Raw genomic sequence first — 16657 nt, 5'->3', positions numbered from 1 at the left:
CCGAAATCATTCGCCCCGAATGTGCCGAACGACGCGGCGAATTGCGGCGTCGGGTGCGGCAATGGCTGGCTGAAGGCCCAGGCTTGGCGCTGCGCATCGCGCAGCATGGCCTCGCCCGCGAGCGTATTGTGGGCGTCGACGTGCTCGGCACCGGCGCGATCGTCGAAGCCCGGATCGCGCAGATTCAACATGCCGAGCAGGCCGGTTGCAGTCTTGAGCGTCGCTGGCGCGCTGAAATGCCTGTAGAGCAATCCGGACGTCAGCACATTGTCCAGTGAGGCGAAGGTCAGCTCTTTCTCGGCCGAGGCATGACAGTTCATGCAGTACGCGCCGAACAGGCTGTAGGGAGTGACCACGTCGGCCAGTTTTTGGCTCGGCGGCTTGCCTGGCTGTTCGCAGGCGGTGTTGGTGAACAGGTCGCCCGTGGGATACCAGCATGGATCGTTCGCCGGTCGATTCGGATCGGGGCCGAAAAAAGCAGGATCGGTTACTGCGCTCGAAGTGAGGATCGGCGGATTGCCCTCGCCGCTGGCGGTCGGATTGGCCCAGTACCATCCATCGTGCGTTGCGCCGTTCTGCTTGTACATCACCGTCCACGAACCAGGCTCGATCGCGACCGCCGGCTGGTGGATTACCATGCACTGCGCGTTCTGATCGATATTCAATGCCATCGGATCGATGGAGCGCATTTCCTTGACGATCATCGCGCCGTTTGCCAGCGCGCCGTTGCGCCCGTCGCACAACCAGTCGACCACCTCCGGCGAATACCAGACCCGCACTGCCGGGTGCACGCCGTAGCTCTTGCCGTTGGCGAAGTCGCCCGCGTACGGGCCAGTCAAGCGCCAGTCACGATCGGCGACCCAGCCCAGGCTGCGATACGTGCGCTCGCGCAGAAAGGTGCGCAGCGCAAAGTCAAAACGATTCTTGGCCTCCAGGCTCGACATCTCGGCGGGCTGCGAGTCGAACAGTGCGCGCTTGCCGCGATTCGGATTCGCCGTGCACCAAGCCGTGATCGCCTCCGGCGATGGCGGCGGGGGTGACTCCGCGCACACCCAGTCTGCCGGCGAATCCGGCGGAAATGGTGGCAGATTCGGCGTGGACTGAGCGAACGCGGTGGTGCTTACCGACAACGAGATCGCAAGACCCTGATACCACCATGCCTTCATGTCCCCTCCACACGCACCCGATCAATCCGTTCTCAAATTGAGGACGCCTCGTGGATTCTCTGCGAGAGCGCTACTTGCTCTCCGTCACGCGCGTGGCCTGCCACGTAATCGCCTGCCACTTGCCGTTGCGCAGAAGGAATGTGCCGCTGTTGCGGAAATAGCTGATCTTGCCGTCCTGGTCGTGCTCCACTAGGCGGAAGGTCAGCGCGGCCATATCGCCGTACGGGCGCACGAGAATGTCTTCGGCGGTGAATACCGGACCAGGTTTGACCGCATTGCCGGCTTCGGCCTTCGGTTCTTCGGCGAACGACTTCAGGATGTCGCGCTTGCTCATCACCTTGCCGGCCGAACTGGTGTAAACCAGATCATCGGCCCAGAAGCGTTCGTGGCCCGCGGCGGTGTTGTTCACAGCCGGAGTCAGGAACGTCTTCAGCAGCGCAGCGATATCGCTCCGGGTGCGAGCTGCGTCGGGCGAACCTGCGTCACTGCCGTATGCAGTGATCGCTGCAAACAGACTTGGCAGCGCGAACAACAGCATGAGCCTTGGGGCGGGTCGCAAACCAAGCACGACGATTCTCCTGTGAAGATGCAGATATGCGCCAGCTGCCGGCAGCATCCTATCCGATCGAAGTCGTCCCTTTATGCTCGGCACGACGATGCGTTTCGTTGCGAGACTTTCGCAGTGGTACTTACAGGACCCAGTCAGAACCGGTACGCGAAGCCCACGTTCAGCGTTCTCGCCCAGAAATCGGTCGTGGCGAAGCTGAAGGTCGGCTGCGCGGGCCCCACCGGACTCACCGGCGGGTCATTGCCGTAGGAAACGGTCTGCGTCGGATTGATGTTGCGATTGATCTGCTCGCCCGGCCGCGCGACGTTGCTCGCGCGCAGGAACGAATAGCCGATGAACACGGTCGCGTTGGACGTCAGGCGGTAGCCCACGTTGAGCGTTGCTTCGGGGACGGTGGCGAACACGCTCTGCGCGTGCTCGCCGATGTTCGACGGAAGCGCGAAATAGCCGCCCGGGAAAACCTGCGTCGCACCATAGTTCGTGTAATCGTTGGTCACGAGGAAGCCGTTGATCGACACCCGTTGCTGCATCGAGCCGAACGCAATCTTGGCGGCGACGCTCCCGAGCCACGGCCCGTGCTCGAACACCGCGCGCGCGCCCACCTGCAGGCCGTAGAAGCGGTTGCGGGCGCCGAATGAGTCGGTGGTGTTCCAGATGTCCGCCGGATTCGGTGGGTTGTACGGGCTGCTGGTGGTGATGGTGTAGGACTCGCGCAACTGCAGGAAGCGGAAGCCGCCGAGCAGATCGAGGTGCAAGCCGGCGTGCGACCACAGCGACGAGCTGAGGTTGACCTCGCCGCCGCCGAGCGAATTCGAGAACGTCGCCTGCGCGCTGCCGCGGTAGTCGGGCCAGTACGAGAGCTCGGTGACGTTTTCCTGTTGGGTGGTGACATCGTAGAACGGCAGCAGCAGGTCGATCGAGCCCGGCTGGCCCGTGGAGCTCACGCTGGCCGACGTCGTGCGTCGCGGCAGGTAGAAGCCGCCGAACTCGACGCCCATGCGGTCGTCGATCCGATAGGCCGCCATGACGCGCAAGCCGGCGTTGACGTTGGTGTCGACCGTGCCGCCGCCGAGCAGCACATTGACGCCGGACGCGTCGAGGTAGTTGTCGGTGACGATCGCTACCGGCGTCGGGCTCGCCTTCAGCGAGGCGAAGAGCGCCTCCACGCTCAGCGACCAGCGGCTGTCGCCCTCGGCCGGCGTCGGCGCGGTTTGCGCAAGGGCGACGTCCGCGGCGCAACCGCACAGGGCCAGCGCAACGGCGCACCGAAGGGCGGTGTGTCTCCTCGTCATGGGGCGGCCTCCGGTGTGCGTCACAGCGAGTAGAGGAACGCGCGCAGGTTCAGCACATCGTTCGCCGACAGCCCGTTCAGAGCGTCGATGACTCCCAACTTCTTGATCGCGGGGCCGTCGTGCATGAAGGCCGCCTCGACGGCGTCGCACGCGCGTCCGTCGTGCATCAGGAAATCGCAGGCGGGGTCCACGCCGGGGTTCTTCGTGTTGGCCTGGGAATCGGTGACGAAGCGGTTGAAGCGCATGCCTTTCAGCGCCGGCGTGCGGATCTTCTGCACGAAGTTCTGGTACTTGGTCAGCACCACGCCGGTGGCCGGATCGCGGATCTTGACGCCCGCCGGCACGATGCCGACCTGCGACAGGTAGCCCATGTCGTGCATCAACAGGTCGGTACCGAGATACGACAGGAAAGGCTTGTTGCCGCTGGTCTTGGGGTCGTAACGCTTCTTGAGGCGGTCGCGGTACGCTTGGCTGAGCATCGTGTTGTCGGGATTGATATCGATCCGGTCGATGACGTGGCAGGTGTCGCACTTCAGCCGGCGGAACACGCCCTCGCCGTCGCTCACCTCGGTCAACTGCACCTGAAACTCGGAACGGGTGGGGTTGCCGATCCAGCGCGCGTAATCGGCCATGCGCTCGATGTCTTTCTCGCTCAAGTCGCGGTTGTAGGTCTGGGTGACGCACGCCTTGTCGGCCGGGCCGCAGTTCGGCGCGAGGTAGCGGATCGGCGACGCCGACTTGCCGTTCGGGTAGAGCTTCTTGTAACCCTCGCTCGAGGTCATGTTCATCTCGACGAAGGCGGCGTTGGCCACCTGGTCGTCGAGCGAGGCGCGATCGCCCAGCCAGCCGAAGCGGCCGATGTAGCAGTCCTTCGTGCTGTTCGTGATGCAGTTCTGCTTCACCTTGCCGCCGACGCCGTCGCGCGAGCCGACGGTCCAGATGAGTTCGCCCGCGATGTCCTTCCCGAGCAGCGTCTGCTGGCTGTCGCGGAAGCCGACGATCGCGTCGTCGGGCATCGCCTCGATCGCGCTCGAGTTGCCGAGCCGCTTGCCGTTCAACAGCATGTAGCCGACCAGCTGCGTGTTGATCGCATTTTCGATCGCGGCGCCATCCACGTCGCTGCAGGTTGCAGGCCAGGGTTTGCCGGTCGGTCCGGGCAACACGATCTGGCAGCCGGCGACGTAGAACGAACCCACCTTGACCTGCCAGGGCGTGTAGATCTTGTCGAGCTCGGCGTTCTTGCGTTGCGTCGCGACAACCAGGCTGTCATCGCTGGCAGGCACGTACGACCACTGGTAGCTGTTCCCCTGCGTGACGTGGAAGCTGTCGCCGTGGAAGTTCATGATCGCGTTGCTGTAATACAGGTCGGTCGCCGTGCGCGGCGGCGAAAGCAGCGTGAGCGGTGTGAAGGCCTTCGGTTCGGAAAACACGGAACCGTCGTCGCGGGCGGTGCTGCGTCCCAGGTCGAAGAAGACGAGCTTCATCGGGTGGATGTTCCCGGTGAAGGTGTAGTCCGCGCCAGTGAAGACGGTCCCGGCAGCGCTTTTTTTTGCATCGTATACCGCGCCCGTCATGAACTCCTGCAGCTGCGCGTCCAGCTTGCCTTGCGTGTTGATCGGGATGCCGCTGCCGTTGCGCACGTGGCAGCCGTCGCAGGTCTCGCCGTGGAACGGGACCTTGGCTGTGGTCCCGTCGAAGGCGGCATTAAACATCATCGGCGGAAAACTCTTCTTCGCCGCCTCCGTCGCCCCGTCCTTGGTGGCCTCGCGATACATGCCCTCCATCCGGTACTCGTTGTGCCAGAGGGCCCTGCCGCGGATCCCTTCGGCGAACACCGCGGGGTCCGCTTCCATGTGATTGGTCATCAGCAGCGTGTGGTAGAACTGCCTGCCCGTGTACTGCCGGGGCACGAACGCGCGCTTGGTGTCGGCCTCGTTCGCGATCGGTATGTACAGGCTGAAGATGCTCGTGTTGTAGACCTGCTCGTATATGGAGTAGCCCTTGTTGGCGGAACCCCGGTAGAACGAGACCGGAAGCTGAAGTCCCGGCACGCCGGCGAACAGGAACGACGTGCGGCCGTACTGGTTCGCCGGGACGATATCCGCGCTCCTCAGCGACTGCACGTCCCAGGTAGAGGGCCATTGCTGGATCCAACCGTTGTGGTGCAGCTCGTAATTGAGCCCGCATTTGCGCAGGCGCGTCGCGTCGCCCTTGGCGAGGTCGTCCAGCGTGCATTCGCGCGGATAGAGCGTTTGCTTGGCCCGGTAAATTTTGGTGGTCGTGCAGTTCGACCCGTTAGGCCCCGTCACCGTCGTGTCGCAGGTCGAGAAATTCTGCGCCGGGGCCAGTTCGCCCGTTGTGGCAAAGGTGCCGAGGAAAGGGTTCTGCGCGGACTGCGGGTAGAAATCGTCCCATGTCATCGGGTTGCCGCTCCACGGGAAGTGTCGCTGGTTCTCGGCCGTGCCCTGGTCGGTCTTGAAATTCTTGAGCGCGTAGTTGAACCACTGGAGCAGGAAGTCGTTGTATTTCGGAAACACCAGGTCGGAGGAGTCGAAGTCCTTGGGGACCTGAGCGAGGTCGAAGGTCGCGAGGACGATGTTGCAGACCGTGATGCCTTCTAGGCAGTGGTTGTTGTCGTACTGCGGCCATGCCGACCATGGGACCGCGCGCGGCCAGCCGAAGCGGCCGCCGGGGCCGAACGCGTTGAATCCGTTGTTGAACGGCGAGAGGTAATCGGCGTAGCAGACGGGATCCTGCATGTCGACGTACAAGTAGTTCTGGTTGCCGTCGTAATTCTTCTCGAACGCCGCGTCGCAGTAGTGCGACATGAACCAGGGGAGCTGCGGCGCATAGGCGTTGCCGTCGCTGATCGTGTACCCGCGGTAGAAGTCGCCTTGGGCCTCAAAATAGCCGTAGACCCGCGGCGCCAGCTTGACCCCGCTGTCGTCGGCCGTGGCGTAGTAGTTGCCGACCTTGAGCATGACCTCGATGCACGGCATCGAGTCCTGGCACTCGGCAGGGTTGTTGATGGGGGGCGTCTCCTTCGGCGCGGTGGCGGGTGTCTTGACCGGCGTCGCATACTCCGTATCGATGCGCTGCATGCCGAGAATGTTGGTGACGCCGGTCTCGATCATGCAGGCCGCATCGGACAGGTTCTTTTTGGTGCAGTAATCCTTGTTGCCTTGCGGCAACGCCGCGTACGGCATGATCAGCGGCTCGTCGATCTGATTGCCGGCGAACGTGCCGAGCTTCTGGTGCCACGGCACATCCGAATACCACTCGTTGACGACGGGCGGCTTGTTCCCGAGCGCGGGCCAGAACGGCGCGCGATCGTCCGGGCTCGGGGTCTGGGCGCTCGCGACGATCGCGAAGGTGGCCGCCAGCACAGCGGCGCCAAGAGCAAGGATGGAGCGGATCTTCACGCGCGGTCTCCCCTGTGTTGCGATTGAAGTCGTGCGTTATGCGTTCGGCGTTGCAATTCGCAGCATACGCACGTCCCCATTCTGCGAGATATACCCTGATTAGGTTATAGGCGCTGGAATGGGCAACAACGCACAAAACTGTCCCCAAGCGAAACGATACGCGAAGAGCCGAGCGATATCCATGCGCTTGGGATGCCTTCGCTGCTACCGATCGCGCATACCACTCAGTCGATGATCGGAACGGTCTCTCCGCCAGTCTCCTCTGCCGAAGAAGACGGTACGAAAGGCGGCGGCTTGAGTGATCCCACGCAGCCTGTATCGGCTGCGCCCGGATTGTCGAAGAAGGACCTGACCACCGTCTGTGCGCATTGCGAATTGGCAATCACGAAATGGCCGATCCCGGGAATGCTGATGATCGTTCCTCTGGAAAGCGTGGCCGCCACTTTCTTGGCAAAGTCCAGATCGGTCACCGCATCGAAGCTACCCGAGACAAGCAGCACGGGTAGATTCGTCGTCAGTGGCCGGTGGGCGTCTGCTGCGGCAGGAACTCGCCAGATTTGCCGGCAATCGTCGTTGTTGTAGGCCCAGGTACTCACCGCCTGCTCGGTGATCGATGTCGGGTAGAACGGAAAAGCCTGCTTGCCTGCTTCCCTGAGTTCCCGTCGCGGGAACGGGTATTGCTCGCGGCAGACCACTCCGTATCCGAGACCGTAGCTGGCTGCGGGAGCAACCGCAACGGGCGGCGGCGCCAGCCCTACACGGTACGCGGCAATGGCTTGCAACGCCTCGGGGCGGCCGCGCGCCAGCTTGTGGATCAGGTCGGGCGCAGTCGCCAGTCCCGGGTTGTTGGCCCGGCTTTGATCGCGCAGCCAGTCGACCAGCGCCCCGCCGTCCAGAACCACTTTGACATCCTCGCCCGTTGCCGAGTCGTGCACCGTCGTGATCCGCGGATCGGCCTCGAGCCGGTTCACGAGTTTGGTGAAGATGGGTTCTAGGTGGGGCCAGGCCGCGTTGCAGCCGGGATCTGCCGCGCAGGCCGCAAACAGGTTGTCGAAGCCGGCGCGTGTGCTCCCCCAGTAATCGGGAAGAATCGTGGAGACGGGAACGACCGAGTCGAGGACAATGCTGCGGACGCCATCCGGGTGGTCGCGCACATACGCCTGCGAGAGATCGGTACCGTAAGACACGCCCAGGACGTTCCACTCGGCAATACCCAGCGCGCTGCGCAGATCGGCAAAATCCGCAGCGCTCTCGCTGGAGTTGTAGGCGCCCAAGTTGCTCGTCTTCGCCAGCAGATCCCGATGGCACTCGGCCGTGGCGGCCAAATGCGCGCGCTTGGTCGCCGCCGAATAAAAGCGAAGTCCAACGAGCTCGCGGGTAAACGCGTCGATGGACTCGCACGTCAGGGCAGGTTCCGACAGGTATTGCCCACGCTGGTTCATCACGATCAGGTCGCGACTTTCGTTGATACCGGCATCGACCAGACTGGCGGCTTCATGGCTTGCGATGCCGCCAGGCCCAGTCCCCAGATACACGATAGGATCGCTCGCCTTGTCGGCTGATTTTGCGGGGATGACGGCAACGAAATTGCGAATGGTCCGTTCGAGCGGATGGCTCCGATCTTCCGGCACCACGAGATAGCCGCAGCGCGCTTTCGACAACTGAGGCGGCAACTGCGGGCATTGTGCGGGTTCAAACCGCGGCACCACGCCCGTGTTATGGGTGGAAACACGCGTTGCGAGCAACGACGGGCAGGAGGCCGCGACGGCAAGGGCAAATCCGACTCGCAGGGACCATGACCGCATTTGATTATCGCCCCTGCACGTTCGCCGCGTTCTGGTCGGGCATCCACGTGCGCTCATTCGCAGGGCTTAGAGGCGTGTGCGCCAGGCCTTGCGCGATCCGCAGAAACAGCTTGCTCGACGTATTGTCCGAAAAGGATGCTTTCGGCCCAAGCGTGCAAGTGACCGCAATCGCAATCTTCTCTGCGGGCCGATAGGCCATCACCCCCGAGTAACCGAAAAAAAACGGGTTCTGCATGATCCATCCATCCGACACGAAGATGCCGAGGCCGTAGTACTGGGACGGTTTCCACGGGTAGAACGACGCGGTGCGCGGGTCGAGCAGTTGTGCGTAGGCCTTGGACGAGATCAACTGGCCGGTGGCGATCGCTGCCGCGGACCGCATGACGTCGGGCACAATGCTGGTCATGACGGCGCCTGCGGCCGTGGTCCATGAGGGCGACCAGCCGGTGCTGTCCTGGTAGTTATTACCGATATCGGTCGAGAACGCGTGCAGCACGGGCGGAGGAATGAATGGCGTCGCGTCGCTGCGCGTCTCGTGCATGCCCAGCGGCTCCAGAATCCCGGTGCGGATCAGGTCGGCAAGCGGTTTACCGCTAGCCTTCGCCATCACCTGGCCGAGGATGATGAAGTTGACGTGGGAATAAAGAAAGCATGTGCCTGGCTCGCACTCCATCCCCTTGTCGAAGCTGATTTTAATCAGCTCGTCCTCGGGCCATTGGTAATAGATGTTTTCGTATAGCGGAAACACGTTCAAATCCGCGTACTCCGCGTAGCCCGATGTGCTGTTGGCGAGCATGGCGAGGGTGATGTCATTCGCTCGCGGGTAGGCAGGAAACCATTTCGACAGCTTGTCATCGATGCTGAGCACGCCCTGGTCCTGCAACTGCAACAACGCCGTCGTCAGGTAGGCGATGCCGATCGAGCCGATGCGCCAGTGCATGTCCAGGGTCGCCGGCTGGCGAGCCGCCGATTCGCCCCAAGCTTGGCTGAGCACCGCTGTCTCGCCCACCCTCACGCTGACGATGGCCGAGCGCAGGTCGAGTTCGCGCATCGCCTCGCGCACGATTCCGCGTACGCGTTCGGCAGTTTTCGCTACGTCGGTGCAGCCGAACGCGAGTTGGACCTGCCCCTGCGCACAGGCCGGCTCGTTGCCGGAAGAAGTGCCGGTGAGGAGCAGCGAACCGGCGAGCGCGATCAGAGCGAATGCAGGAAAGGAGCGCGAGGTCATGGTGCTGTCTCGTGCGTCGCCCGCGGGTTCAGTCAAAGCCCTCGGTTTCCAGGCTCTTCGACACGTCCGTGTTGCCGGCTACCGTGGCAACCTGGCGAAAGACGGAGCCGTGGCGCACGAGTTGCTCAGCGCCATCGACTGTCTGGAATACCAGTTCGGCCAGGTCGCGACCGTCGTTGATCGGCACTTTCACGGTCATGCGCGCGCGCGTGTCGTCCACCGGCCGCATCAGTTGGGCGTCATCCCACAGCATGTAGCCAGGTAGATCCGGCAGCACGCCGAGCTTGACCAGATAGCGGCCTCGGCTCAAGGCCACCGAGTCTGCCGCCTCGTCGGCAATCTCCCAGGTCGTGCCGATGCGCGCCTTCCAGGCTGCCGAGAGAGCCGCCTTCAATGGCGGCAGTTGTTGACCCAAGGGAAACGATACCCGGACATACCCGGTGGAGTTGGGGGCGCGCTGAACCAGATAGCGCATCCCTCGTTGGACTTCGAAGGTGAAGGAGTTACCGTCACCCGTGTCGCCCCACCACCAGCCGTCGCTGCGCAGCGAAAGGCCCTCGTGCATGGGCGTCCAGGCACCATCCTGCCAGCGCCTGAGGTTCAGACGACCGTCGATCAGCGCAGCGTCGATGGGCCCGTTGTAGTTGCCATAGATGCCGACGATGGCCGGATCGGGCGACGGCGAATCCACCGAAGGCGGGGCCACAAGGCTTACCTTCGGGGGCAGTGCGCGGAGCACCTGGCGGTCGAGCAACGCACGCATCACGATCTCTTCGGCCAACCGGGCGACATCGTAGTTGGTGCTGCTGCCGGATAGCATCAGCACGATGTCCGATTCGGGCAGCACATAGAACTCGTTGCTGAAGAACACGGTGAAGCCATTCTTCTCCCACGCCTTTTGTCCGACTGACCGCAGGGCAATCTGGTTCGCGTTGTCCCAACCTAGCCCGACCTGGAACTCAGGCGTGAGATTGATGCGCAATATGCCCGTCTGGTCGCTTCCCATTTCGGCCACGCCCGCAGCCGACACGATGCGCTGACCGTCGAGGATGCCGCCACCGAGGAACATGCGCCCCAGGCGCAGCATGTCTGTCGGCGTGCTGACCAGGCCGCCCGTGGCGTAGGCCGAGACAAACTCCTGCGGCAGGCGCTTGTCCTGGTAATACGGGTGCGCGAAGCTGCCCTCGGCGAACGGCGCCAGCGTATAGCCGGAGTTCGTCATGCCCAGCGGCTCGAGGATGTTGACGCGCACGAACTCCGGGAAGCTCTGGCCGCTGAGCGCCAGCACCAGGCGTTCAATCATCGTGAAGCCGTCGTTGCAATAGACGGACAACTCGCCAGGCTCGTGCTTCAGATGCGTGTCGGCCAACGCTGCCTCGACATTGGCTGCGTAGTCCGTGTGGGGGCCGAACGCGAAGATGTTGTGGACGTCCGTGCCGGGCAATCCCGACGAGTGGCTCAAGAGGTGGCGCACGGTTATGCGCTTGTAGCCGTCGGAGAAAATGCTGGGGTCCCAAAGGGAATCGGTCGTCAGGGTTCGCGGCCCGGGTTGGTTTCGCAGCTCAAGCCGGTCGGAAAGCATGCGGAATTCGGGCAGGTAGCGGACCACCGGCATGTCCAGCTTCAACAAGCCGCGATCCTGCAGGATCATCGCCGAGAGCGCCGCCAGCATCTTGCTGACCGAACCGGTGTTGAAGCGTGTTTGCACGTTGGCGGGGATGCCGTCTTCGCGGTTGGCCCAGCCGAAGGCCTCCTGCCATACCACCTGGCCACCGCTCCACAGCGCCACCGACACGGCGACGGTTCCGCTACTTGCCATGACGCTGGCGATGGCATCGCGGCCCCAGTCGGCCGCAGAGGTGTTCTTGACACTCCCCGTTGCGCCGGCGATGCCACCGGCGGGCAGGAACGGAGCCAGCAGCGCCAGTCCGGCACTTTGCATGCACCGACGGCGGCTCAGGCCTCGTGAAGAATTGAAGTTCATAGTTGGATTGGTCCTGGGAATCGGGCGGGAAAAGGTGGATGCGACAATGCATCGGACCTGCCGATGTCTCCACGCGACTCGCGCGCCGCGAACCCTTGGCGCTGCGCCTCGATTGCGGCAGGCAACTGCGCGCGCGTCTTGTCTTTGCGTCCGCCGGTCATCGATGGCCCCTATCGATTGAAGACGCTGGCGCGACAGATCGATCGCCGCCGCTGCCAGCGCGCGTGAATCTCACACGAAATATCTGGACGCGGTTGAAATCGCCATGCGGAGCATACGCAGGTCCCATCGTTCGAGATATAGCCTGATTAGGGTAGAAGGCGCTCAGAATGGGCGACAATGTGCAAACCTGCCGCCAGGTAAAATTAAGATGCACGAAGACCCGAATGACATCTATGCGCTTTGGGACGAGCTGGGCGAATTCCCCGTCAGTCGATACGACGATGCGCTCAGGCACATGTTGAAGCGCCTTTGCGAGATATTCGGCGCCAAAAACGCACTCTGGTCCGTCGTGGTGAGGCTGCCCGTTCCCCCGGAGGGCGATCAGCTCAACGGGTGGCGACCGCGCCTCGTGCGTCTTCTGAATCCGATCGCACCGCTGGTCACATCGGTACAGGCGCAGGTCGACAAGCTATGGCTGCCCAAGGTCGACCTCTCGTCGATCGTCGGGGCCGCGGGGGAAGAACCCTTCTTGACCCGGCTTCTTTTCGAAGCGCTGCCGGCCAGTTGGTTCGAAGAGGAATATTACCGGCGCCACTATCTGGCGGTCGGCCATGTGGACCACATATCGGCTCGCTGCGCCTTCGGCAAGGACGTCCGGATTCATTTGTTGCTTTACCGTGGCCCGGAGGATCCCCGTTATACCGCCGCGATCAAGGCTCCGTTCACGCTGGCGATGCGCGGACTGAAGTGGTTCCAACACCGGCTATTGCTCAGCCACGGAATACACGCCGCGAACGAACCGGTTACGCCCACTGAGCACAGCGTCCTGCTCGCGCTGCTTGGCGGTGACACGGAAAAGCAAATTGCGGAGTCGTTGGGCAAGAGCCACAACACGGTTCACATCCACATCAAATCCATCTACCGGAAGTTTGGCGTTCGCAACCGGGCCGCGCTCACCGCACTGTGGATGAACTAGAGAACTTTCTCTGACACGCGGACTTCGAACAAGACTGCCGCGTTGTGGAAGCAACGACATCTTCGGCAATGGGCTCGAAATCTTGCGTTTATCAATCGCGCCGACAGCGTCACCACGATCTATTCCACGGTCACCGACTTGGCCAGGTTGCGCGGTTGATCGACATCGGTGCCGCGCAGCACGGCGACGTGGTAGGCGAGCAGTTGCAGCGGCACGGTGAGCACAGCCGGGGCGATGAAGTTGCCGCCGGAGTCGAGCTTGACCAAAGCGCCGTGGCCTTCATGCACGCCGAGCTGGTGCACATCGATGTCGGCGCTCGCGTCAGCGAAGACGAACAGCTCGCCACCACGCGCACGCACCTCGGCGAGATTCGACTTGAGCTTTTCGAGCAGGTGATCGTTCGGCGCGACCGCAACGACCGGCATTTCGGCGTCGACCAGCGCAAGTGGGCCGTGCTTGAGTTCGCCGGCGGGATACCCCTCGGCGTGGATGTAGGAGATTTCCTTGAGCTTGAGCGCGCCTTCGAGCGCGACCGGCCAGTACGTGCCACGGCCGAGGAAGATCGCGCTTTGTTTCGGCACGAAACGCTCGGCGAGTTTGCGCACTTGCGGCTCGGTCTTGAGCGCGGCGTCGACCACGCGCGGCAACGTCGTCAGTTCGGCAACGAGTTCGCGCAGGCGCTCCGCGGGCAGGCCGTTGATGCGCGCCAGTTCGAGCATGAGCAGCGCGAGCGCGGCGAGCTGGGTCGTATTCGCCTTGGTCGAGGCGACGCCGATCTCGGGGCCGGCGCGCGTCATCAGCACGAGATCGGACTCGCGCACGAGGCTCGACTCGGGCACATTGCAGATCGCGAACGTACCGAGATAGCCGAGCTTCTTCGCCTGGCTCAGCGCGGCCAGCGTGTCGGCGGTTTCGCCCGATTGCGAGATCGTGACGAAGAGCGAATCCTTGGGCACGACGACGTCTCGATAGCGGTACTCGCTAGCGATCTCGACGCTGCACGGGATGCCGGCGAGCGCCTCGCACCAGTAGCGCGCGACGAGGCCGCCGTGATAGCTGGTGCCACAGGCGACGATCTGCACATGGCGCACGCATTGCAGCAACGCGTCCGCATCGACGCCGAAGATGTTCGGCAGGATGCGGTCGTTGGCAATGCGGCCTTCGAGCGTATCGGCAATTGATTGCGGCTGCTCGTGGATTTCCTTGAGCATGTAGTGCGCGTACTCGCCACGCTCGACCGCATCGGCGGACAGCGATGATTCGTGCCGCTTGCGCTCGACGACGCGACCCTGCGCGTCGAACACCGTGACCGAATCGCGGCGCACATCGGCGACATCGCCTTCTTCGAGGAAGATGAAGCTGCGCGTCACCGGCAACAGCGCCTGCACGTCGGAGGCGACGAAATTCTCGCCGTCGCCGAAGCCGATCACGAGCGGACTCGCGATGCGCGCGACGACGATGCGATCCGGCTGCTGCGCGTCGAACACGACGATCGCATAGGCGCCGGTGAGCTGCTTGACCGCGAGCTTCACCGCATCGGTGAGATCGTGACCCTGCTTGACGAAGTCGTGGATCAGATGAGCGACGACTTCGGTATCGGTCTCGGAATTGAAGACGTAGCCCTTGCCGCGTAGCGACTCACGGATCTCGAGATAATTCTCGATGATGCCGTTGTGGATCAGCGCGATGCGGTTTTCCGATACGTGCGGATGCGCGTTGGCCTCGGTGACACCGCCATGCGTGGCCCAGCGCGAGTGGGCGACGCCGAGCAGGCCTGCACGCGGACTCGTCTTGATCTTCTCGGCGAGCCGCACGACCTTGCCGACCGTGCGCCACAGCGCGAGATCACCGCCCGGCTGCGCCAGCGCGAGACCGGTGGAGTCGTAGCCGCGATATTCGAGGCGCCGCAGGCCTTCGACCAGGATGGCCGTGACATCGCGCTGCGCGATCGCGCCGACAATTCCGCACATGAAATCTTCCTCGAATCGGATCAGCCGCGCATTTTACATTCGGAAAGCGGCGAAAGCGGCTATTTCAGGACTTTGTGAGGGCGTTTCCAGCCACGCACCGTCGTCTGCCGCGCGCGCGAAACGGTCAGTTCGCCCGCCGGTGCATCGGTGGTGATCGTCGAACCTGCGCCTATGGTTGCGTCCTTGCCTATCGTCACCGGCGCGACGAGCGCGCTGTTCGAGCCGATGAAGGCGCCATCCTCGATCACGGTGCGGAACTTGTTGATGCCGTCGTAGTTGCAGGTGATCGTGCCGGCGCCGACGTTGACGCCGGCGCCGATCGTCGCGTCACCGATGTAGCTCAGATGATTCGCCTTCGAGCCGGTGCCGATGCTCGCGTTCTTCACTTCGACGAAATTGCCGACATGTGCGCCAGCGGCGATCTCGGTACCCGGGCGCAGGCGCGCATACGGGCCGATCACGCAGGCGCCGTGGGTGACGACACCATCGAGATCGCTGTGCGCCTGCACGACGGTGCCAGCGGCGAGCGTGGAATTCCTGATGCGACAGAACGCACCGATGCGCACCTCGTCGCCGAGTGCGACCGCGCCTTCGAGCACGACATCGGCATCGATCTCGACGTCGCGCCCCGCGCTCACGCTGCCGCGCAGGTCGAAGCGCGCCGGGTCGGCGAAGCGCACGCCCTGAGCACACAGGTTACGCGCGGCGCGCAACTGGTAGCGGCGCTCGAGCTGGGCGAGCTGCCAGGCGTTGTTGGCGCCGGCGATCGCGTTCGGATCAGTCGACAGGATCGCAAGTGCCGAGGCATTGTCCGCCGTGGCGAGCGCGAACACGTCGGTGAGATAGAACTCGCCCTGAGCGTTCTTGTTGTCGAGCCGCGCGAGCCAGCCGCGCAGGCGCTTTGCGTCCGCGGCGATCACGCCGGTGTTGATCGTGCGGATCGCGCGCTGCGCGGGCGTCGCGTCCTTTTCCTCGACGATGCCGGTGACGCGCTGCGCGGCGTCGAGCAGCACACGGCCATAGCCGGTCGGATCGGGCAGGTCGGCGGCAAGCACGGCGAGCGCGGCCTGCGCTTCAACCAGCGGCTGCAACGTCGTCGGCCGGATCAACGGCACGTCGCCGTAGAGCACGAGCACGCGCGCCGCATCGGCAATATTCGTGATCGCGAGTTGCATCGCGTGGCCGGTGCCTTTCTGCTCGGCCTGGTGCACCCAAGCGATGTCGCCCTGCTCGGCAAATGCCGCCTGCACCTGTTCGCCGCGATGGCCGTAGACGACGTGGATTTTTTGCGGATGCAGCGCACGCGCCGTATCGAGCACGTGTGCGAGCATCGGCCGGCCCGCAAGCGGCAACAGCACCTTGGCGCGCGCGGACTTCATGCGTTTGCCCTCGCCCGCGGCGAGGACGACGATATGCAGGGGATGGGTCGGATTCATCGGTTCAGACTAGCAGAATAAGCAAGGCGCATTCGGGGCAGAGCCGTGGCGATATGCGGGCTAGGGATCGACGCCGAACAAGCGCCCTATCGCCGCCGTAGCAATCATCGCCAGCGTGCTCCAGACCAGAACGCGCAACGTCCCGGGCAGCATCGCCGCGCCGCCCGTGCGCGCGGCGACCGCGCCGAGCACGGCCAGCGAAACCAGCGAGGCGATCGCCACGGTCAGGGCCAGATGCCCGGGCGCGGCGAGCAGCACGGCCAGCAAAGGCAGCGCCGCACCGATCGAGAAGCACAGCGCCGAGGTCAGCGCCGCCTGCAGCGCGCGCGGACGCTGTTGCTCGGTCAGGCCCAACTCGTCGCGCAGGTGCGCAGCCAGCGCATCGTGCGCGGTGAGCTGGTCCGCGACCTGTTCGGCGAGCGGCCGATCGAGCCCGCGACCGACATAGATGTTGACCAACTCTTCGCGCTCGCCGTGCGCGTCGGTGGCGAGCTCGTGCTTTTCCAGGTCGCGCTCGGCCTTTTCCGCGTCGTTCTGCGAGGACACCGACACGTATTCCCCGGCCGCCATCGACAAGGCGCCGGCGACGAGGCCGGCAACGCCCGCGATCAGCACGCTGCCGCGCGCGGCCTCCGCGCTGGCCACGCC

Annotated in this window: 11 protein-coding genes; 1 reads left to right on the top strand and 10 read right to left on the bottom strand. The window is 63.8% G+C overall.

Going from position 1 to position 16657, the window contains the following annotated elements; genetic code table 11:
- The 7 genes from VF497_RS16360 to VF497_RS16330 all read right to left on the bottom strand — a co-directional run.
- A partial coding sequence (locus VF497_RS16360; RefSeq protein WP_330890679.1) for a hypothetical protein occupies positions 1 to 1166 on the bottom strand: 1166 nt, incomplete at its 3' end.
- A 70-nt stretch (positions 1167 to 1236) separates the two neighbouring features.
- Positions 1237 to 1782: a nuclear transport factor 2 family protein gene (locus tag VF497_RS16355; RefSeq protein WP_330890677.1), complete on the bottom strand. Its 546-nt coding sequence runs from the start codon at positions 1780 to 1782 to the stop codon at positions 1237 to 1239.
- Between the two features lie 86 nt (positions 1783 to 1868).
- Positions 1869 to 3026, bottom strand: a complete 1158-nt coding sequence (locus VF497_RS16350) for a BBP7 family outer membrane beta-barrel protein (RefSeq protein ID WP_330890675.1) — start codon at positions 3024 to 3026, stop codon at positions 1869 to 1871.
- A 20-nt stretch (positions 3027 to 3046) separates the two neighbouring features.
- Positions 3047 to 6448: a di-heme oxidoredictase family protein gene (locus tag VF497_RS16345; RefSeq protein WP_330890673.1), complete on the bottom strand. Its 3402-nt coding sequence runs from the start codon at positions 6446 to 6448 to the stop codon at positions 3047 to 3049.
- Between the two features lie 224 nt (positions 6449 to 6672).
- A complete protein-coding gene (locus VF497_RS16340; RefSeq protein ID WP_330890671.1) occupies positions 6673 to 8157 on the bottom strand; it encodes an alpha/beta fold hydrolase in 1485 nt (494 codons plus the stop codon).
- Between the two features lie 100 nt (positions 8158 to 8257).
- Entirely contained in the window at positions 8258 to 9517 is a 1260-nt protein-coding gene (locus VF497_RS16335) for a serine hydrolase domain-containing protein (RefSeq protein WP_330890669.1), read from the bottom strand.
- Positions 9510 to 11465 (bottom strand): serine hydrolase domain-containing protein, encoded by a 1956-nt coding sequence (locus VF497_RS16330; protein ID WP_330890667.1) that lies wholly within the window; start codon positions 11463 to 11465, stop codon positions 9510 to 9512. The genes VF497_RS16335 and VF497_RS16330 overlap by 8 nt, the downstream gene beginning before the upstream one ends.
- Positions 11466 to 11835: 370 nt before the next feature.
- On the opposite strand from VF497_RS16330, the gene VF497_RS16325 reads away from it, so the two are divergent.
- Positions 11836 to 12603, top strand: a complete 768-nt coding sequence (locus VF497_RS16325) for a helix-turn-helix transcriptional regulator (protein WP_330890665.1) — start codon at positions 11836 to 11838, stop codon at positions 12601 to 12603.
- Between the two features lie 119 nt (positions 12604 to 12722).
- Here the strand turns inward: VF497_RS16325 and glmS are convergent, their stop codons facing one another.
- The 3 genes from glmS to VF497_RS16310 form a co-directional block, all read right to left on the bottom strand.
- Entirely contained in the window at positions 12723 to 14573 is a 1851-nt protein-coding gene (glmS, locus tag VF497_RS16320) for a glutamine--fructose-6-phosphate transaminase (isomerizing) (RefSeq protein WP_330890663.1), read from the bottom strand.
- 59 nt (positions 14574 to 14632) lie between these two features.
- Complete coding sequence (gene glmU, locus VF497_RS16315) at positions 14633 to 16009, bottom strand: bifunctional UDP-N-acetylglucosamine diphosphorylase/glucosamine-1-phosphate N-acetyltransferase GlmU (RefSeq protein ID WP_330890661.1); 1377 nt, start codon at positions 16007 to 16009, stop codon at positions 14633 to 14635.
- A gap of 60 nt (positions 16010 to 16069) precedes the next feature.
- Positions 16070 to 16657 (bottom strand): VIT family protein (locus VF497_RS16310; RefSeq protein ID WP_330890659.1); only part of this gene is annotated, 588 nt, incomplete at its 5' end.

Source organism: Rudaea sp. (assembly GCF_036383415.1).
Taxonomy (GTDB): domain Bacteria; phylum Pseudomonadota; class Gammaproteobacteria; order Xanthomonadales; family Rhodanobacteraceae; genus Rudaea.
Note: the sequence above shows the minus strand (reverse complement) of the source record. Positions and strands in the feature narration are given on the sequence as shown.